The sequence below is a fragment of the Staphylococcus ureilyticus genome, from assembly GCF_002902235.1.
GTDB lineage: Bacteria > Bacillota > Bacilli > Staphylococcales > Staphylococcaceae > Staphylococcus > Staphylococcus ureilyticus.
In genome coordinates this window covers 16,215-36,641 of record NZ_PPRL01000006.1, presented here as the reverse complement: position 1 = coordinate 36,641, position 20,427 = coordinate 16,215, and the positions used below count along the sequence as shown (strand labels likewise).

Annotated in this window: 19 protein-coding genes and 1 pseudogene; 7 read left to right on the top strand and 13 right to left on the bottom strand. The window is 33.8% G+C overall.

The window, feature by feature from the left end:
- The first annotated feature begins 143 nt into the window (after window positions 1-143).
- The 3 genes from CD150_RS00845 (at window position 144) to uidA (ending at window position 5,114) form a co-directional block, all read left to right on the top strand.
- A complete protein-coding gene (locus CD150_RS00845; RefSeq protein ID WP_073344147.1) occupies window positions 144-1,358 on the top strand; it encodes a helix-turn-helix domain-containing protein in 1,215 nt (404 codons plus the stop codon).
- Window positions 1,359-1,880: 522 nt separating this feature from the next.
- Window positions 1,881-3,284, top strand: coding sequence for an MFS transporter (locus tag CD150_RS00840; RefSeq protein ID WP_046206794.1), 1,404 nt, complete (start codon window positions 1,881-1,883; stop codon window positions 3,282-3,284).
- Window positions 3,285-3,320: 36 nt separating this feature from the next.
- Window positions 3,321-5,114, top strand: a complete 1,794-nt coding sequence (uidA, locus tag CD150_RS00835; RefSeq protein ID WP_073344144.1) for a beta-glucuronidase — start codon at window positions 3,321-3,323, stop codon at window positions 5,112-5,114.
- Between the two features lie 399 nt (window positions 5,115-5,513).
- Here the strand turns inward: uidA and CD150_RS00830 are convergent, their stop codons facing one another.
- Both CD150_RS00830 and CD150_RS00825 read right to left on the bottom strand, forming a co-directional pair.
- The gene (locus CD150_RS00830) at window positions 5,514-7,238 is read right to left on the bottom strand and encodes a glycoside hydrolase family 3 protein (RefSeq protein WP_064209287.1); all 1,725 of its coding nucleotides are present in this window, start codon (window positions 7,236-7,238) and stop codon (window positions 5,514-5,516) included.
- Between the two features lie 4 nt (window positions 7,239-7,242).
- Window positions 7,243-8,088 (bottom strand): HAD hydrolase-like protein, encoded by an 846-nt coding sequence (locus tag CD150_RS00825; RefSeq protein WP_073344137.1) that lies wholly within the window; start codon window positions 8,086-8,088, stop codon window positions 7,243-7,245.
- 473 nt (window positions 8,089-8,561) lie between these two features.
- Here CD150_RS00825 and CD150_RS00820 point away from each other — a divergent pair, with 473 nt between their 5' ends.
- Together CD150_RS00820 and CD150_RS00815 are read left to right on the top strand one after the other, a co-directional pair.
- Window positions 8,562-9,203 carry a beta/alpha barrel domain-containing protein gene (locus CD150_RS00820; protein ID WP_169926871.1) on the top strand — a complete coding sequence of 214 codons (642 nt, stop codon included), beginning with the start codon at window positions 8,562-8,564 and terminating at the stop codon, window positions 9,201-9,203.
- A gap of 316 nt (window positions 9,204-9,519) precedes the next feature.
- Window positions 9,520-9,711 carry a hypothetical protein gene (locus tag CD150_RS00815; protein WP_019470083.1) on the top strand — a complete coding sequence of 64 codons (192 nt, stop codon included), beginning with the start codon at window positions 9,520-9,522 and terminating at the stop codon, window positions 9,709-9,711.
- 181 nt (window positions 9,712-9,892) lie between these two features.
- Here the strand turns inward: CD150_RS00815 and CD150_RS00810 are convergent, their stop codons facing one another.
- On the bottom strand, window positions 9,893-10,162 hold the full coding sequence (locus CD150_RS00810; RefSeq protein WP_046206798.1) for a DUF1413 domain-containing protein: 270 nt from the start codon (window positions 10,160-10,162) through the stop codon (window positions 9,893-9,895).
- 189 nt (window positions 10,163-10,351) lie between these two features.
- Between CD150_RS00810 and CD150_RS00805 the strand changes: the two genes are divergently transcribed.
- Window positions 10,352-11,059 (top strand): SDR family oxidoreductase, encoded by a 708-nt coding sequence (locus CD150_RS00805; protein WP_019470085.1) that lies wholly within the window; start codon window positions 10,352-10,354, stop codon window positions 11,057-11,059.
- A gap of 73 nt (window positions 11,060-11,132) precedes the next feature.
- Window positions 11,133-11,633 (top strand): annotated as a pseudogene (locus CD150_RS13895) (GNAT family N-acetyltransferase).
- A 129-nt stretch (window positions 11,634-11,762) separates the two neighbouring features.
- Here the strand turns inward: CD150_RS13895 and hisIE are convergent.
- The 10 genes from hisIE to dsdA form a co-directional block, all read right to left on the bottom strand.
- Window positions 11,763-12,392 (bottom strand): bifunctional phosphoribosyl-AMP cyclohydrolase/phosphoribosyl-ATP diphosphatase HisIE, encoded by a 630-nt coding sequence (gene hisIE, locus CD150_RS00795; RefSeq protein ID WP_019470087.1) that lies wholly within the window; start codon window positions 12,390-12,392, stop codon window positions 11,763-11,765.
- Complete coding sequence (hisF, locus tag CD150_RS00790; protein WP_103161249.1) at window positions 12,389-13,147, bottom strand: imidazole glycerol phosphate synthase subunit HisF; 759 nt, start codon at window positions 13,145-13,147, stop codon at window positions 12,389-12,391. The genes hisIE and hisF overlap by 4 nt, the downstream gene beginning before the upstream one ends.
- The gene (hisA, locus tag CD150_RS00785; RefSeq protein ID WP_019470089.1) at window positions 13,144-13,848 is read right to left on the bottom strand and encodes a 1-(5-phosphoribosyl)-5-((5-phosphoribosylamino)methylideneamino)imidazole-4-carboxamide isomerase; all 705 of its coding nucleotides are present in this window, start codon (window positions 13,846-13,848) and stop codon (window positions 13,144-13,146) included. The genes hisF and hisA overlap by 4 nt, the downstream gene beginning before the upstream one ends.
- Window positions 13,848-14,420 (bottom strand): imidazole glycerol phosphate synthase subunit HisH, encoded by a 573-nt coding sequence (hisH, locus tag CD150_RS00780; protein ID WP_019470090.1) that lies wholly within the window; start codon window positions 14,418-14,420, stop codon window positions 13,848-13,850. Before hisH ends, hisA begins: the two co-directional genes overlap by 1 nt.
- The gene (hisB, locus tag CD150_RS00775; RefSeq protein WP_073344128.1) at window positions 14,417-14,995 is read right to left on the bottom strand and encodes an imidazoleglycerol-phosphate dehydratase HisB; all 579 of its coding nucleotides are present in this window, start codon (window positions 14,993-14,995) and stop codon (window positions 14,417-14,419) included. The genes hisH and hisB overlap by 4 nt, the downstream gene beginning before the upstream one ends.
- A complete protein-coding gene (locus CD150_RS00770; RefSeq protein WP_103161248.1) occupies window positions 14,982-15,977 on the bottom strand; it encodes a pyridoxal phosphate-dependent aminotransferase in 996 nt (331 codons plus the stop codon). Before CD150_RS00770 ends, hisB begins: the two co-directional genes overlap by 14 nt.
- Complete coding sequence (hisD, locus tag CD150_RS00765; RefSeq protein ID WP_046206976.1) at window positions 15,970-17,232, bottom strand: histidinol dehydrogenase; 1,263 nt, start codon at window positions 17,230-17,232, stop codon at window positions 15,970-15,972. Before hisD ends, CD150_RS00770 begins: the two co-directional genes overlap by 8 nt.
- On the bottom strand, window positions 17,222-17,839 hold the full coding sequence (gene hisG / locus CD150_RS00760; RefSeq protein WP_103161247.1) for an ATP phosphoribosyltransferase: 618 nt from the start codon (window positions 17,837-17,839) through the stop codon (window positions 17,222-17,224). Before hisG ends, hisD begins: the two co-directional genes overlap by 11 nt.
- Window positions 17,840-17,855: 16 nt before the next feature.
- On the bottom strand, window positions 17,856-18,671 hold the full coding sequence (locus CD150_RS00755; protein ID WP_073344120.1) for an ATP phosphoribosyltransferase regulatory subunit: 816 nt from the start codon (window positions 18,669-18,671) through the stop codon (window positions 17,856-17,858).
- A gap of 391 nt (window positions 18,672-19,062) precedes the next feature.
- Entirely contained in the window at window positions 19,063-20,361 is a 1,299-nt protein-coding gene (gene dsdA, locus CD150_RS00750) for a D-serine ammonia-lyase (RefSeq protein ID WP_103161246.1), read from the bottom strand.
- Window positions 20,362-20,427 lie beyond the last annotated feature (66 nt).

Here is a 20,427-nt window from a genome sequence, read left to right as displayed (position 1 = left end):
AAACAATAGACACAGAGTGATCAATAGCCTTACATGCCTAAATATATAAAATTCTAAAAATAAATTAAATATTTTTTATTCATTTGATACTCTATTCCTTAATATTTAGATATAATAAAAATATAAGGAATGGGGTGTTTTTTATGAAAAATGAAACGCTAGAAATATTGCAAATGCATGCTATACAATTGTTGGGTATTCAGTTAGAAGGTTATGATATGGACAACATAAAGGCAATTAGTAACCATATTAAGACACCCTTTATGAATACTACCAAAAAACAATATAGAAATGAGTTAAAACATTTTATTGTGCATATGCAAAGTAATAAAATTTATCACTATAAAAATAGTTTTAATGTAAGCTTTTTGATTTTTAAATTTAAAAAATATAGAAAAATATATATTATTGGGCCTTATATGGATAAAAGACCCAATGAGCGCCAATGTAATGAAATGTTACTAAATTTAAATATTAAAATTTCTAAGCTGCCTACACTGAAACAATATCTACTTAAAATACCAATATGTCATCATGTTAAAGCGCAAAAAATGTGTCGTTTAGCAATTCGTTTTTTGAAGAAAAGAAATATTGTCTACGAAACGGTAGAAATTGACTTCAGTTTTCATGCAAATGAAACATTTTTAGCTGATTCTAAGCTTCAAAGTGATTACACATTACAAGAAATAGAATATAGATATAATTTAGAAAATCAATTGTTGACTGCAGTAGAAAACGGAAATGTCGAAGAAGCATTAACGATTTTAAAAAAGATGAGTTTGTCTGTGACTGGTTTACGACGAGTGAAGGATGATTTATCAAATGAACAATATAAAGCATATTTGATCAATACTTTATGCCGTAAAGCTGGTGAAAAAGCGGGTGTAAGTCTTATACACATCGATGAAATATCCGCTCGATATGCTGCAATGATTGATCGGACATTGGATGTAGAAGTATTAGAAGAATTAACGTATACAATTGTTAAGGAATATGCAGAAAGGGCTATGAAAATTAAAGCGAATGCCTTTAGCCCTAAAGTAAGTAAAGTGATTCAATATATTGAAAGAAACTTAGATAGTAATTTAACTTTAGAAGAATTAGCGAATTATGTAAATTTGGCACCTAGTTATCTATCAAGAATTTTTAATCAGGAATGTCATCAATCTTTATCACAATTTATTACAGCACTAAGAATAAAAAAAGGGCGTGACTTAATAGCGCGGACAAAAATGACTGTTGCCGAAGTGGCAAAATATGTTGGTTTTAAGGAACAAAGTTATTTCGCACAATGTTTTAAAAAGCAATATGGCAAGACACCATTGAAATATCGGACAGAACATAAAGAATTTTATTAGCAGATATAATGAAAAATCAGAAAATTAAATATTCAATAAAAAAATTGTAAAAAAAATTAGGAAAATATCAAAAAAATCATAATTATCTCTGAAAATAATTAAAATAGCACCAATTCACATTAAACTTAGAGCTAATTTAATATTTTCCGCGCAATTGTATGTAATAAAGTATAGTATCAATTTGGATTGGCGTTATTACAGACTTTAGCAATAGTTGAAAAAAAATAGCATAGATGGATAAGTAAGACACAATTTTAACAACGTTGTTATTTTTTATTGACTGTTGTCATTATAAAAATATAATAAAAGTAAGAGCTCTATCAAAAAGTGTTAAGGGTGTATGCACGTGAAAATAATAAGCGAATCTATTCTAGAGGGTTAAAAATTTTTATGTACGTAAGAAAACGCTTTCAATTCTATGGGGAAAGTTATGATTGATGGCCACATTCAATAAAACAGACTATGAAACTGCAAAGATGAGGTGCACAAATGTTGTTTCGATAGTGGAAAGAGGTAATCCTTATGGTTACAGCCAGATTAAAACCGGCAAATAAGAAATTGAAAAAATTTAACGAAATTGAATCACCGAAATTAAAATTCAAAGAAAAACTAGCTTATGGATTTGGGGATTTAGGTAACGGATTAATGTTTGATATGGGGCAAATTTATTTATTGCTTTTTTATACAGATATTTTGGGAATTCCGTCTGCCGTTGGTGGTCTCGTATTTTTAGTTGCTAAATTTTTCGATGCATTTGTAGACACGGGTGTAGGAACTCTTGTCGATAATCAGAAGAATTTTTCAAAACGAGGAAAATTTAGACCATTTATTTTATATGGGAGCGTTCCTTTAGCAATATTGACTGTTTTAACTTTTATTTCTCCTGATATCAGTGAAACAGGTAAAATTATATGGGCATTTGGAACATATTTACTATTCAATGCTGCTTATTCTGTCGTGAATATACCTTATGGTTCATTGTCTGCCTCAATGACGATTAATGCGGATGACCGAACACAATTATCAGTGTTTCGTAATTTAGGGTCACAAGGTGCCATGTTTATTTCAGGCATTGTTATTATTCCGTTAGTAAGTCTATTTCCGAATCATGCGATTGGTTATCCGATTGCAGTAGGAATACTTGCAATTGCAGGTGTGACACTACATATGTTGTGTTATAAGGGGGTTAAAGAGCGTCATACAATTGAACGTCCGCAAGTAAAAGGTTTAGGGCGTAAAGCGTTTTTTAATTTACTGAAAAATAGACCATTTATAATTTTAGCAATTTATACATTGCTAACGATTACTGCTTTATTTTTACAACAAGGTGCGCAACTATATTATTACAAAAATGTACTTGGTTTTGATAATTTAATAGGAATTGTAAGTACATTGAATTTTATTGTTTTAATACCAGCATTATTCCTAACTACTTTCTTAAGTAAAAAAGTAGGTAAAAAAATGACAGCAGTCATAGGCGTAAGTGGTTTTATTATTTTCCAAATTGTGAACTTTTCGTTATTTTCAGAGCAAATTGTACTTTTCTTAATATTTAACACGATTGCACAATTATTCTTAGTTATTCCAAATACGGTGACATGGGCGTTTATAGCTGATGTTGTAGAATACGGACAATGGCAATCAGGACTTAGATCTGAAGGTATTATTTATGCAAGTTATAGTTTTACTAGAAAAATTTCACAAGGCTTAGCAGGTTTTATACCAGGTATGGCATTAACAATTATTGGTTATGTACCTAATGCGGCACAAACGCCTGATACAATATTCGGTTTAAAAATATTATTCTTTGTGGTACCCGCGGTCATTTGTTTAGTTGCAGTGATACTTTTCTTCATTGCATACCCATTAACAGATCAGAAACATAAACAAATTGTTAAAGAACTAGCACTTAGAGAGGAATTATAACTATTTTGTATTTAATTTTATGAGAGGAGCATTTATATGCTATATCCAGTAACAAATGAACAGAGAAGTATCATAGACTTAAATGGTGTTTGGCAGTTTAAATTAGAAGAGAACTATGATCAAATAGATGTAACGAAACCTTTGGACACTGATTTAGTTATGGCAGTACCTGGTTCATATAATGATCAAGGCGTGACTGCAAACATACGTAATCATGTAGGAAACGTTTGGTATGAAAGAATGTTTACGATACCTAATGTACTATCAGATGAACGTATTGTGTTGAGATTTGGTTCAGCTACACATAAAGCAACTGTTTATATCGATGGTCAAGAAGTCACATCACATCAAGGAGGATTTCTACCATTTGAAGTGGAATTAAATCAAAAATTCTCTACAGGAAAACATCGTTTAACGGTTTGTGTAAATAATATATTAGACGAAACGACTTTACCTGTTGGTAATTATAGCGAAACCACAGACAAAGATGGTAATTTGATTAAAAGAAATAAACCTAATTTTGACTTTTTCAATTATGCTGGTTTGCATAGACCCGTTAAAATTTATACAACACCACAAACATTTATAAAAGATATTGAAATTGTTCCAGAAGTTAAAAATGATGTGGCAGAAATAAATTATAATGTTTCCATCAATGAACCAGTGGATGATATCTTAATTAAATTGATAGATGAAGCGGGAAAGGTTGTAGCAGAAACGACTGGTGCACAGGGTTCTATCAAGGTTGAACAGCCGCATTTATGGCAACCTTTGAATGCTTACTTATATCATTTAGAAGTAACGTTAGTAGATAATAACCAAGCTGTAGATAGCTATGCTGAGCGTTTTGGTATACGATCTGTGGAAGTAAAACAGGGGCAATTTTTAATCAATGATCAACCGTTTTATTTTAAAGGATTTGGTAAGCATGAAGATACCTATTATAATGGCCGAGGATTAAATGAAGTAACAAACGTTATGGATTTCAATCTGATTAAATGGATTGGCGGTAACTCATTTAGAACGTCACACTATCCTTATTCTGAAGAAATGATGCGATTGGCAGATGAACAAGGTATTGTTGTCATAGATGAAACAACTGCTGTCGGCGTGCATTTAAACTTTAGCACTGTATTATATGGTGTGTCTACAAGAGATACATTTAAAGAAATTGGAACGAAAAAAGCACACGAATCTGTTATCAAAGATTTGATTGATAGAGATAAAAACCATGCATGTGTAGTAATGTGGTCAATAGCTAATGAACCAGCTTCAACTGAAGAAGGCGCAAAAGAATATTTTGAGCCCTTGGTCAACTTAGCACGTTCTTGCGATCCACAAAACAGACCTGTAACAATCGTAACCATTTTAATGTCACAGCCGGATAATTGCCAAGTTCAAGATTTAGTAGATGTATTATGTCTGAACAGATATTACGGATGGTATACACAAACAGGCGACTTGGAAGCTGCTAAAGAAGCTTTAAGAACTGAGTTAGATGGTTGGAGTGAAAAACAACCGCATAAGCCAATTATGTTTACAGAATATGGTGCGGACACAGTAGCAGGATTACATTCACTAAATGATGAATTATTTACGGAAGAGTACCAAATTCGTTATTATGAAGCAAATCATGAAGTCATTGATCAATATCCACAATTTATTGGTGAACATACATGGAATTTTGCAGATTTTGAAACATCTGCAGATATTATCCGTGTCCAAGGAAACAAAAAAGGAATATTCACGCGTGAACGTCGCCCTAAAGCAGTTGCACATTATTTCAAGAAACGTTGGGAAAACATACCTAACTTTGGCTATAAATCATAATCAACTAAATACAATTATAAGTATATTCACCCTGAAGCCTATAACAAGCTTTAGGGTTATTTTGGTTTTATAGAAAAGGGGGTATCAAATTGAATAATATGATTTAGCGGCATTATATATAATAAAATATACTTTGTATGCTTAGTGCGTTTTAGTATAAATTAGTTGTTTAGCTTTATGATCGTTATAAAAGGAGACGAAAGGGCACTGTGTTGACGCAGTAGATAATGATATAAGTGAATGCATACAGCTCGAACAAACTTACTCTAGCTAAAGCTATCCATACCTATACGAAAGCATTTCAATATAAAAAGGACTAATCTCATCTTAATCTGAGAGATTAGTCCTTAATTTAAGTATAGGTATTATACCCTAAGCATGATATTATAACTCGCTTTTTTATAATTTTGCTTGCCATTTTTCTGTCCATACTAAGTCATTATATTGACCTTTAAATTCACTTTCTCCCATAATCTTATCAATGGTTTGTTTAATATTTTCTCTGTTGGAATGATAAGCGTTTATATAAGCTTTAACCATTGTTGCATCATGCAAGTGAGTCGTGAAATTGGTAGAAATAAACACGGTTGGTACTTCATGTACATACCACGGTATTTCATTGCTCATGGCTGTACCCCATTTAATGCGATAGTTATTTTCAGCAGCATAGCCGATAATATTTGCAAATACTAACGCAGCGTCTACTTTTTCACGATATTCTAATGTTTTTCCTTTAATACGTGTTGAACCATCATTTAATGTCACATTAAATCCACGAGATTCGAGTTCTTTTATAATATCATCTGTGACGTTATTCGCTGATTTATAGATGCCATCTTTTTCGCCTTCGATCACATAAAGCATAATATTTTTATGTGTTTCAGGTCGGATAGGTAATTGATTTAAAGTGTTTTTTACAAGTGTTATGCCTAAATCAGCTGCTTCTGCGCGCATTTCTAAATGTTCTGTACAACCGATAATATCTAATGCTTCTTGAGGTTGAATGATTGAACCGTCTTCTTGTTTCATGTGAAGATTGAGTTGTGCTTTTAAACCTAAGATACGTCTTACGGCATCATTTAATCTCTCTTCTGTGATGACCCCGTTTTTATAACCATTGAGCATAAATTGGTAATCTTCTTCCAAATCATTGAAGAACAAGAACATATCACAACCAGCTGCAATGGCTAATGGAACATAATCTTCACGACGCATAGAAGCAGTCATACCTAACATATGGCTAGCATCAGTAACGACTAAACCATTAAATTTCATATCATCTTTTAGTAAATCAGTAATGAGTTCAGAAGAAAGAGTTGCAGGTAAAATGTCTTTATCTTCGAGACTTGGATTTAATTTTTTTGAATAAGCAGGTTGTGCAATATGTCCTGCCATTATCATCTGTACACCGCGATCAATGTGATGTTGATAAACTTTTCGGAAGCTGTCGTCCCATTCCTCGGTAGATAGTTCATTTACTCCAAGCACCAAGTGCTGGTCACGCTCTTCAGTACCGTCTCCAGGGAAGTGTTTGATACATGTAATCATATCGCGTTCAGCATTAAAGCCGTCAATAAATGCACTTGAATATTTAATAACTGTTTCAGCATCTGTGCCATATGCACGTGTATTAACGATTGTATTGCGCCAATTCTTAAGTATGTCTACACAGGGATCGAAATTAATGTGTACACCAAGTGCTGAGGATTCACGTGCTGAAACGAGACCAGCATTATATGAAACTTTTGTATCTTGGGCAGCTTCACATTGAGCAGCACTTGCGATATATGTACCATCTTTACATGCACCATTTCCTCCTGAATCACAGTTTGCTGCTACAAGCACTGGAACTTTCGTATGCCTTTGTAAATCATTGAGTAAGTTTTGAACTTCTTCTTTGTTTCCACCTTCATATCGAGCGCCACCAATGTGATAACGTTCAAGTATATCTTTATTAGTTAAGTCTGCGTCAAAAAATTTTTTGCCACCTTCTAAAGAAAATAAGTTAAAAAATAATTGACCAATTTTTTCTTCGTCTGTTAATGTACCAAGTGTTTCTTCTACCCATGCTATTTGATTGTCATTTAAATGATAGGGTGATGCTGTCAAATCTACTTTAACCATAGTGTTAGTTCTCTCCTTCAAAATTATTAAAAAATATTTGTTTTAAAGTGTCATGTGTGTATTGGTTGAAATGACCATCTTTAAACAATTTTAAATATTTATTGTTAAAGTCTAGCCACGATTGATCTTCATGACCTGCTAGTATTGGATAAAAGTACATACCATGAGATTCTGCTGCTTCTAAGTCTCCTTTGGCATCTCCTAACATGATGATGTCTTCTAAGTTGTAATATTGTTTTAAGTGCGCTAAACAGTGCTCTTTTGTACCTGCTTCTTGTGCAAACATGCCACTTAAATAGTCTGTTAATTTGTATGTTTCCCACTCATATTCTACTGCCGCTAAATTTGCTGATGACACAATTGCGATATCGGCAAAAGTTGAAGCATTTTGTAGAGACGTTTGTACGTTTTTAAATGGTCCAATACTTGGTAAGGTTTTGATAATTGCATTAACACGGTGAGACCATGATAATGCTTTTTGTAATCCATTTTGTTGCGGATTGTTTGATATAGCTTTTTCGAGTGCTGGATTAGAGAAAGCATCTGTTGTTTGCACCCACTGCTTAATATGCTCGTAGCCCTCAATATGAATCCCTTGTTCAACAAGTTCACTTAACATGCGTTCTAACCCTTTAAAGCGATTAATACCTCTAGTGATTTCATATAAATTTATATCATTCCAGCGCTTTAATAGTTTGGACTCTATATTTTCTAAATGCCATTCTTCAACAATAGCTGGACCAAATGCCCGCTCATGCTTGATAGTCATAGAATCGATGGCACATCCGTCAGAATCAACGCAAATTAATTTTTTAAACCTAGGTTTGTAATGTGATAAAGAATCAATCATTTAATCTGTTCCTCTCAAGTTAAAATATGTGCTTTATCATATACCATTGCCTTACTTTTAAAATACTATTGTAAGCAAAATTCAATGATATAATAAAGCGCTTTCTTTATACTATTAAAGTTAGCATTCATAATAGAAAAAAACTAGCGCATTTCGTATAACTTTGTGAGTATAATCACAAAGTAGGTGTTTTATGTCATTTTATTACTAAAATAGTTATTTTATTAATAAAAATATTGGCTATTTAAGTGAAGTACGTGATCAAAGGTGCGTACATTTTATTTTTGATGTATCTCATCTATGGCATCCATTTTGTAAATAAAACATCAATATGCTACATAGATACTAATGATTGGTCAAATTGTTAACAAAATATAATGAATCTTACTATGAAAGGGTTACGTAGTCATCGATTGACGAAAATTAGATAAAAATTACAATGAAATAAAATGGATTGGAAAGGACAGACGCTAATGGATAAATTGCTGACTTTGGAAAAATTACACCGAAACTACTTGGTAGGAGTAGTTAAGGGATCTACTTGTGATGATGCTATATTGAAAAGTGAAAAAATGATTGAGGGTGGTATGAAAAATATTGAAATAACATCTAACACGCCCTATGCAGAATTGGCCATAAAAGCGTTAACCCAAAAATTTGGTAAATCAATTATCATTGGTGCAGGTTCAGTTCAAAATGTTGTAACCGCACGTGTAGCGATTATAAATGGTGCTCGCTATATAGCAACGTCGCATTTAGACGTTCAAATAGCGCATATTTGTAATGTATACCAAACACCTTACATGCCAAGATGTGGTTCGAAAGATGAAGTAACTAAAGCGATACAGTATGAAGTACCAGTGATTAAGTTGTATCCTGCAAATATATTAGGTGTACCTTTTTTGAAAAACATTCGTGAAATCTTCCCCAATATACATATGATACCTTATGGTGGCATGTCATTAGAAAATATGGAGCAGTGGTACAAAAGTGGTGCCTATGCTATCGGTATTGGTAATGCATTAACTAAAGGGACACAAAAAAACCACTTAGATATGATTATTCATCAAACACATGCATTTGTAGAAAAATTAAATTCAGTGCGTTTGAGCTAAATGATTAGCTACAATATGACAGCAATTTATCTAATGGTATAACTAACGCTTCGTGATTAAGCGCAATATTAACGAAATAAGTACTATAAATGGAATTTTATCGTTAACCTATGATGCGTATTTTTAAAATCAATCATTTTTTAAAATTAAACAATTTGTCAATTTAAAAATGTGTGAAATATATTAAAAAGGACTAAAAGTGATTATTTTGTGAAATTAATCACAAAACACTTTAAATTCTTAACGTTATCGATTATGATAAGGGTGTAGAAGATAACAATGCCTAACGAAAGAAAAAATACGGAGTGATTATTAAATGAGAAAAGTAATTGAAGAAGTCATTTTTTCAAATGAAAGCAGTTATGATATATACACACATACTGGTGTGAATCAAGGCATTATTAATGACATTAAAGATGGATACAGAAGTATTGATTATATAGCTTATATTGATGCAGAAAAATTATACAACTATGGATTAGAAAAAAAGCTACTAGTAAGTAATTAATACACTGTATTCATCTAGTAGCATTGAAGTTTATACACATATACTTTATCGTATCTTGTGTGTAAAACTTCATGAATATTATTCTCCCTAGTATCACCTTTCATGATTTATTTAGAGCCCTTACAAAGTGGAAAAGCCTATGTTACTGTTCATCCAGTAACGTAGGCTTTTCTCATCCTGATTAAACATAAGATTTAAAGTTATGTTTGATTTCATTATAGTTATAAATAGAGTTATACATACGCATGCGAATGTGATCTTGTGAAGCATATGAAATACGCAATACATTACTTTGGTTGACATATTTTCTGAATTCACGTTCATATTGCTGGCGCTGGTTAAGCGATAGTCCAAGCCACTCTTCTTCATTAAACAATTGTTCAAAACGAAAGTCGAAACTTGTACTATCAATATTATTTCTTAGTTCTTTTATTCTTTCAGTGAAGTTCATGGATCATCCTCCTAATTTATTTAAAGATAAGTGAGTTATGTATGATATACCCACTTTATAATGATTTAGTATATATGACAAGTACACATGCTTATGAGCTAACTCATTGTTTCAAGGGGGAGGGCACATGGTACAATCTTTGAGGACAGGGTATAAAATATAAAATACGTTTGATGAAAGGAAGATTTGATGGTTAAATTAGAGAACAAAGTTGCAATCATCACTGGTGCTAGTAGTGGCATTGGTGCTAGCATAGCAGAGGTGCTATCAAGTCACGGTATACAATTACTATTAACTGGTCGTAATGAAACAAAGCTGAAAGATGTTGTGAATCGTATTCGTTCAAACGAACATCATGCACAGGTTGAATATTTAATAGTGGATGTGACACAGCAACAAGAAGTTGAACGTTTAATAGCATATGCAAAAGAACAATTCGGTCGCTTGGATATACTTGTAAATAGTGCGGGTCAAATGATGTCTTCTGCTGTAACGGACGGTAATGTAAAGGCTTGGGAATCAATGATTGATACAAATGTGAAAGGGACACTATATGGCATTAATGCAGTTATACCAACATTTTTAGCTCAATCTAGTGGCCATATTATTAACATTGCTTCTATCTCAGGTTTTGAAGTGACGAAAATGAGTACAATATATAGTGCAACGAAAGCTGCAGTGCACACGATTACGCAAGGATTGGAAAAAGAGCTGGCTAAAACTGGCGTTCGAGTGACAAGCATATCGCCAGGTATGGTAGATACGCCTTTAAGTGGCCAGACAGATTGGGGAGAACGTAAAAAGCTAGAACCCAAAGATATTGCTGAAGCGGTAGTTTATGCATTACAACAACCTTCACATGTAAATGTAAATGAAATTACTGTCAGACCAGTCTAATATATATTTTTAATGTTACGACGTTGAGTCAGTTAATAGTAAAGTGATAATATAATGTGAAAGTAGGTAGAGCATGGAGTTTAGATGTCTTAAGAAAAGCGATGTAGAAGCATATCGCTCATTGCGCTTACAGTCTCTACAAACTGATCCTACAGGTTTTGCTTCAACTTATCAACGTGAGCTTCATTTACCAATTGAACGTTTTGAAGAGAGGATAGGGTCGAACGAAAGACATTTTACAATGGGTGTATTTGACGATGGAAAATTAATCGGTTATGCAACTTTTAATCGAGAAATATTAGAAAAAGTGATGCACAGAGGTAATTTAGTCGGTGTATATTGTGATCCACAATATAGAACACAAGGATTTACTTAACAACTAATTCAAAAAATGATAGATATTGTCACTGAACAAGGTGTGGTTAAAACTATAGGTTTATCGGTTCTTACGGAAAACCAAAGTGCTATTAAATTATATGAAAAATTAGGATTTCAGAAATATGGCACTGAACCAAAGGCACTTTATGATGGCAAACGGTATTATGATGAAGATTTGATGGTGTTATTTGTATAAAAAATTAATAAATTCAAAACTATAGGCTAAAACAGTTATGATCTGTTTTAGCCTATAGTTTGATATATGAGTATATATGAGTGAAATTAACTGATTATGAAAAATCATGAAGCAATCAGTAAATCGAATTTACCAATTTTTTATATCTGATCTTTCTCCTTTAAAGTTATTGGAAACTTGATGACGTTTTGACAAAGTTTTCTCAATATCTTCAAATTTGATGTTCAATGCATGTAAAAGTACAAAAAGATGATACATTAAATCAGCAGTTTCATTTGTTACTTCCTCTTGATTAGATTTCATAGCACCGATTACAACTTCAAAAGCTTCTTCACCAAACTTCTTCGTGATTTTTTCTAAACCTTCATTCAATAAATATTGTGTGTATGAATTTTCTTTATTAGAGTTAGCGCTTGAAGATACAGTGTCTTCGAGCTGTTGTACATAGAAAGGAACCGTCGTATTGAAACAACTCTGGCTCCCAGTATGACAAGTTGGTCCATTGGGAATTACATCTATCAATAAGGTGTCTTGATCACAGTCTAGGTGTACATTTTGAACGACTTGGGTGTGACCAGAAGTTTCTCCTTTGGTCCATAAGCGGTCTTTAGAACGTGAATAAAAACAAACCTTCCCCTCAGCTAACGTTTTGTTGTATGCATCTTCATTCATATAACCAAGCATAAGCACTTGTTTTGTCTGAACATCTTGTAGTATGGCAGGAATAAGCCCTTTACTAAAATCAGGTTGTTGTGTCATCTTATTGGAATACCTCCTTGAGCCATTGATTGTTTAATTTCATTTACTGTGGTTTCTTTGTCATGCAGTATGCTAGCAGCTAATCCTGCCGAGACATTTGTTTGTTTGAATAAATCTACAAAATGCTTTGGATTGCCGCCACCACCAGAAGCAATAATAGGGATGTGCACAAGTTGTTCAATCTCATGTAAATGGTTAACATCAAAGCCTTGTTTCATTCCATCGTGAGTCATGCTCGTTATTAATAATTCGCCAGCGCCAAGCGCCTCCACTTCTTGAACCCAGTCATAGACACGTTTATCTGTACGTTTTTTTCCGCCATGTGTATAGCAAAAATAATCATTTAACTCTGTATCAAAGTTACTATCTATAGCGATACAAATACATTGGCTTCCAAATTTTTCACTGGCTTCTTGGATAAAAGCAGGGTGCTTTAGTGCGCTAGAGTTTAGAGATACCTTGTCAGCACCATGATTTAGCAACTGGGAAATGTCATCAATTGTGGAAATGCCGCCTCCTACTGTAAGTGGAATGAATAGTTTTTCAGCAGTTTCTTCAATAACATCTAACATAAGTCCATGGCCTGCTTCAGTTCGAGAGATATCTAAAAAGACTAATTCATCTGCACCTTGCTCGTTGTAATAAAGTGCATAATCCACAGGATTTCCAAGGTCACGTAGCCCTTTAAATTGTATGCCTTTGACAACGCGGCCATCTTTCACATCTAGGCAGGGGATAATTCTTTTTTTAATCATGATAATCCCTCCCAAAATGCAGGGTTGTGTGCAGCTTTACCAACAATTGCTGCATGAACACCAAATTTTTCTAATTGTTCTAAGTCTTGTTGATGACGAATACCCCCAGAAGCAATGACAGGTTTTTGTGTTGCTTTGACAAGCTGTGCTGTTATTTCAAAGTTTGGGCCAGCCATTCGACCATCTTTAGAAATATCCGTATAGATGATACCTCCCAATGGTAGCGATTCGATTTGCTGAACCAAATCGAATAAGTCTAGATGTGCATCTTGTTCCCAGCCGTTTATTTTTATTTCGCGCTGATATGCATCTACTGATAGATAGAGTTTGTACGGATATTGATGAGACATTTTGGCTAACCATTCAGTATCTTGAATGCCTTTTGTCCCAATAATACAATAGTCTATACCGTCAGCAAAATAAGCTTTGATTGTTTCATAACTACGTATACCGCCACCAACTTCCATAGGTTTATTGGTCAGGCTTCTTAATTGTTTGATGTAGTCCTGTTCAATAGATGTTTGCTGCTTGGCACCGATTAAATCTACAATATGAATACGATCTACACAGTCGAACTTGTCATAAAAAACGACGCTATCTTCGGCACTGCGCGTCATTTTTTCTTCTGAATCATATTTTCCTTCAGTCAGTCTCACACTTGTTGCATTAATTAAATCAATAGCTGGCCAAATATTGATCATTATAAGAAACCACCTTTCAGAGCTTGATTAAGTATCGCTAAACCATCTTCACCACTTTTTTCAGGATGGAATTGGATACCTATAAAATTTTTATATTGAACAATTGCAGGAATCAACGTGCCATAGTCTGCATAAGCAACAACATGATCTGACATTTCAGCTTGATAGGAATGTACAAAATATACATCTTGCGTTAATGTTGTATAATTGCTGATTAAATTATTCCACCCTAAATGCGGTACCGGATAAGGTGTTTGAATAGGTATGATATTTCCTGGGAAAAGTTGTAATCCTTCTACATCACCTTCTGCGCTGTGTTCATAAAGCAATTGCATACCTAGACAAATACCTATGATTGGTTTATGTGATATATTTTGTAAAATAGACTTTAATCCCCGTTTTTCAATCGCTTGCATAGCATCTTTAAAATGACCTACACCAGGTAATATAAGGGTATCTGCTGCCTCAATATCCTCTACACGATCTGTTAAAATTGCATTAAAACCTAAACGATTAAGCGCACGTTGTATGTTTTTAATATTTCCTAAACCATAGTCAATCACTGCAATCATTCAATCACACCCTTAGAAGAAGGAGTGATATTAGCGTCATTTGAGACTAATGCATCTTTAAGTGCACGAGCAAAAGATTTAAATATACTTTCTATTTCATGGTGTGTGTTTCCACCGCGAATTAAGTCAATATGCGTTGTTAGACGTGAGTTGATAACAAGTGCTCTGAAAAATTCCTCAACGAGTTCAGTATCAAATGTACCTACTTTTTCCTTACTGAATTGAGCATTAAAAGATAAATAAGGTCGTCCACTAATATCTACGACTGTACGCGCAAGTGTTTCATCCATGGGTATGTAACTAACCCCGTAACGTTGAAAATATTTACGTTCCTTTACCATCGATAACAGTAACTGTCCAAGGACAATACCAATATCTTCCGTCACATGATGATCATCGACTTGAATATCTCCATTTGCTTCTATAGATAAGGATAATTGGCTGTGAAAAGTAAAGAGTGTCAACATATGATCCAAAAACCCAACGCCTGTATGAATATTACTTTCACGGTGGTCATCAGCCAGAGAAATGCTTAATTGTGTTTCTGCTGTATTACGTGTTTTATTTAGTATCATATTGCGACCTCCAATTTTTAATAAGTATAAATAATTGATCTAATTGTTCATCTGTAGCAATAGAGTATCGTACATATTCAGACATTTCTGGTTCATCGTATAATCTTGGAAGGAATCCATTGTCTTTAATATAAGCACCTAAACTTTGCGCAGCTTCTCCTTTGGTTAATACGAAATTTGTAGCAGAAGGGAAGACTACCATGACATCGGCAACAAGTTCATGAAACATATCTTTTAATTTGCGGGCAAGCTGTCGTTGTTGCTTTATAAACGCGCGAGTCATTGTTTGATTTTCAAACATATAAATCGCGATATGAAGCGTAATTGTATTCAAAGGATACGGATGCTCAATGCTTTGGATGAGTTTGATGGTATCATTAGTACCGATGAGCACACCTAGTCTTAAGCCAGCGATACCAAACGCTTTCGAGAGCGTACGCATTTGAATAACATGAGGTTGCATCTTAATATCATAAGTTTCACCAAAATCTAAGTAAGCTTCATCAATGATAAAGTAACCCCCCAATGTTTGCATCTTATCTGCAATAGCCATTAAAAATGTCGTACTATATTGTAAGCCAGATGGATTATGTGGATTACTCATAATAAAGAATGCAGGCTGTACTTCATCAATTCGTTTTAAAATCATTTCTAAATCAAATGTTAAATCTGAATTTGCTGGTACAAATTCAATAGGTCGAGCTACCTGGTTGGCATAAGCTTGATACATGAAAAAGTCAGGATCTAAGGTCAATGCCGGTCCTTCTGGCATGATTAACATTAATTTTTGAATGAGCTCATCAGAACCATTACCTGCTATGACTTGATCAGGAGAAATATTATGAAAAGCTGCATAAGCTCGTTTGAAGCGCTCATACTCATCATCAGGATAAAAGTTAAATGCTGCCTGTTGAATAATTGTTGCAAGTTGTCCATTAGATAATGGTTTAAGTGGACTTTCATTTTTATTAATTCTAATCATTGTGTGGCTCCTTTGTTGTTCGAATTTCTATGGATTGTTCGTGATTATACAAGTGTTCAATATGTGCTAATTTACGTGCGGATTGTTCAATGTTTTTAAATGTTTGTTGTGATAAATCTATGACAGAATGTCTCGTTAAGAAATCATTCACAGATAGACCATTGGTAAAACGAGCAGTCTGATTTGTAGGTAGTACATGGCTTGGGCCAGCAACATAATCTCCGATAACTTCTGGAGAATAATGTCCTAAGAAGAGTGCACCTACATATTTCACATGGTTGATATAGTCATGTGGACATTGTGTTTGTATAGATGCATGTTCCGGTGCAATTTGATTCATCAAATCGCAAGCTTCAGTAAAGTTTTCTACTGAAATTAAGAAGTGATTGTGTTTTAAACTGGCTTCAACAATAGGTTGCCGTTTGATTTGTCTTAGAGTTTTTTGAATATTATTTTCTAATTGTTGTAATAAGTCTTTATCTTCACTGATGACAAATGTTCTAGCGAGTTCATCATGTTCTGCTTGAGCAAATACATCATAAGTAATGGCATTTATGTCAGCCGATCGATCAATGATTAGTGCAATTTCACTTGGACCAGCAATCTGATCAATGCCAACTTGCCCATATAAATATTTTTTGGCATAGGCAACATATTGATTTCCAGGTCCAACTATTTTATCCACTTTAGGAATTGTCTCAGTACCATACGCAAGAGCAGCAATACTTTGTGCGCCACCAACTTGGTAAACTTGATCAACACCAGCAATATAACAGGCAGCAAGTACAATATCAGGTATACCTTCAATTTGTGGTGGAGTAACGACGACGATATTTTTAACACCAGCAACTTTAGCAAGTGTTACAGTCATTAACACGGTGGAGGGATAGCTAGCTTTACCACCTGGGACATAGACACCGACACGCTCTAACGGGTGATATAATTCGTAACATTCTGAATTATCCTGCTGATGCTCTTGTTTAATAGACATTTGATATGCCTTAATTCTGTCATGACTTTGTTCAAGAGCTTCCCGTATAGATGAGTCAATGCGTTGATAAGCAGTAAATAAGTCTTCCTTAGAAACTGATAATTGTGATGTTTCTACTTTGTCTAGTTTTAGATTGTATTCCTTTAAGGCGTCGTCCCCTCGAAATTTCACTTGATCACAAATTTCTTTTACGATTGGATATAAATCTTCGTTTAGTTCAGATTGGTTCAGGTAGTTATTCATAAATGTTTCTTTATTTGTAATCAATGAGCGTCACCTCCAAAGTTTTAATTAAATCATCAATTTCAGTTGATTTTTTAAAATATGATGCCTTATTTGTAATGAGTTTAGCATTGATGTTTTTAATCTTTTCTTTTTCAACTAAGCCATTTGACTTTAAAGTAGTACCAGTTTGAACAATATCAACAATGCCATCTACCATATCTACCAAACATGCCAATTCAATTGAACCTGATAGTTTTACAAGCTCAACATCTAAACCTTGCGCTTCAAAATATTGACGTGCTGTTTGGGTATATGAAGTAGCTACTTTTTTAAATTGATAAGCTTCTGGTTTAGCAGCAAGTGAAAAGTGACATTCGCCAAAAGGTAATTCCAGTAAGTTGTTAATAAAATAATTACCTTCTTCTAAAATATCGCTGCCGACGATGCCAATATCTGCAACGCCTTGTTCAACATATATCGGTACATCACTACCCTTGACTAAAATAAATTGTATATCATTAACTGTTATAAGTAATTGACGCTCTCTTTGTTCAAGTGCATATGCTATTTCAGTTTCTCTTATTTCATTTAAATACTTTATAAAACTTTTAAGTAATCTACCTTTTGCCAATGCGACAGTAAGCATGATTTTCACTCCTTGTTTATAGTATAAAACCTAGTCCAAAGCCTTCTAATTTCCCTTTATAAAACCCACCAGTGAGACGCTGAGTTTTATTATTTTTTAAATGACATTTCATGAATGATCCTTTGTAATAAGAACGTGGTGGTCTAGGGGTTATATCAAGATGAATTTCAGTAATATTTTGTGATTTAAACCATTGTTCCCACCGATGTAAAGACTGGATGGTGCGATGGTCATGCGGAAATAGTTGTGTTAGTAAATCAAGTTGTTCCGTTGTTTTTGTAGTGAGCAACTGTACCACAGGATGCGCAAGACCTAACTGTGCAGTTAACTCTGAAATATTCCGTTCTTGTATAAGATTCAATATCGTTTGGCTTTGTTCGCTAGCTGCTAATAATAAATCGATTAATTGATAATGTCCTAAAATGACAAAGTCGATATCATCATTCAATGTATATTTAATAAAGTTATAAAACGTTTTAAAATCGTTTTGCATATCTGTAACAGTTGGGTTGTAATGTTCTATACCTAATTGAGTGTAAACTTCATTATTTCTGACGATTGGACCACTATAAGCTAAACGTTGTTGTTCAGGTTGATAATTACTGTAGTAACGCAATAATTGGTCAGTGAAATCATTGCGCAAAGCAAAAATATGATGGTCATGTTGCCAAAAGCTACGCTCTGTCATTTGTTGTAAATCATCAGGCGTAAGTGATTGCCAGGATAATGATTCTATAAAACTAAAATCAACAAGTTTAAAATCCGCTTGTTGAAAATGTTTTAAAAATGATAATTCATATTCTTTGTTATTAATAAGTGCTTTCGTATCCATAGTATAATGACCATCCTTTATTAAATGCTTTGTTTCTCTACCGAACTAAAGTGAATTGATAAAACATACTTTAACACAGTTGATTTTAGAATTCAATAAATATTCAGAAAATATTCTTGGCAACGTGACTTTAGACGCTTTTATCTATATTTATATAAAAAATAAAACCTAAAATATTGTTTTAGGTTTTAGAGTGAAAGTAAGTGTGACGATACCACTTCGAACACATTATATTTATTATAAATTTTAACCAAGCCTAATGCCATCATTGAAAAAGAAGCAAGATTATTATATATGCGTTTTTTAGATAAGGTATCGAGCAAAACATAAAGTGGGGTGTATACTTAAAGTTAAATGTTTGTTGTCAGGTATGTTTCTAAATCGTTGACGTTTATGATTGTTTGCCTTGAGCCACATATTTTAACATTTCTTCCTTAGGTACCATATTACCGCCAGTTGCCCATACAATATGATTGGCATTAGATAAATTAAAATGAGTTTTGTCGGTATGTTTCAACACTGCTTTTAAACCTGCAAACCCTGATGCTGCAGAGGGTTCGACAAATATACGTTCCTTTTGACTAAGCAAATATAAATATCGGTACATTTGTTGATCTTCCACAGTAAAAGCACCATATAATAATGAATTCATTATATGACCAACGAGTTTTGAAGGTCTGGCAACAGCAAGACCATCTGCATCAGTACGGCCGTCTAATCCAATATCTGTTACAGCTATTTGGTTGTGCAGTTGTGTCATCATTCCTAATGTCATGCATGGTGCATGTGTAGGTTCAGCAAAAAGACAATACACATGATCGCCAAATACTTGATTTAATCCAAAGGCAACACCACCTGGACCTCCACCAACACCACAAGGCAGATAAACAAAAAGGGGATGTTGTGCATCTACTTGTATACCTTCATTGCTAAGTTGTGTTTTTAACCGTAAACCAGCAACTGTATAACCTAAGAAAAGATCAGCAGACCCTTCATCGTCTATGAAATGACAAGTAGGGTCGTTTTCTGCAGCCTTCCGTCCTTCAGCAACTGCATATTGATAATCAGATTGGTGTTCAACAACTTTCACACCGCGTGACCGAAGTAAGTCCTTTTTCCATTGGCGCGCATCACTAGACATATGTACAATAACTTGAAAGCCTAATTGTGCACTTATGATGCCAATACTTAAACCTAGGTTACCAGTTGAACCGACAGCAACAGTATATTTACGAAAGCACGCTTTATATTTTGATTCGGATAAAATTTTATAATCATCTGTATATTTTAAACCACATTCCTTTATAGCGATAGATTCAGCTAGTTTTAAAACTTCATATATACCACCTCTTGCCTTTATAGAGCCTGAAATAGCAAGATGACTATCGCATTTAAGCCATAATTTACCACTTTGCTCAAGGTGCTCAGAGTCAACTAATGCTTGTTGCATAAAAGGGATTGCTTTTAGTGGGGATTCAATCAGACCATGGTCTTTTTCAGTTTTAGGAAAAACATTACGTATATAACTGCTAAAACGTTCTAACCTTGCTGCAGCATCTTCTATATCATCTAATGAAAAAGGGAATGTTTCATCATTACGAAAATGTGGATTTTTCCAAAATATCGGTTTATATTGTTGCATGTCATTGACTAAAGGAAAGTTACTTTTTAATTTTTCAACATTTATCATAAGTGACCACCTCATAAAGTTAATAGTATTTAGTGTTTATTATAGCAAAATTAGATACATAAGATG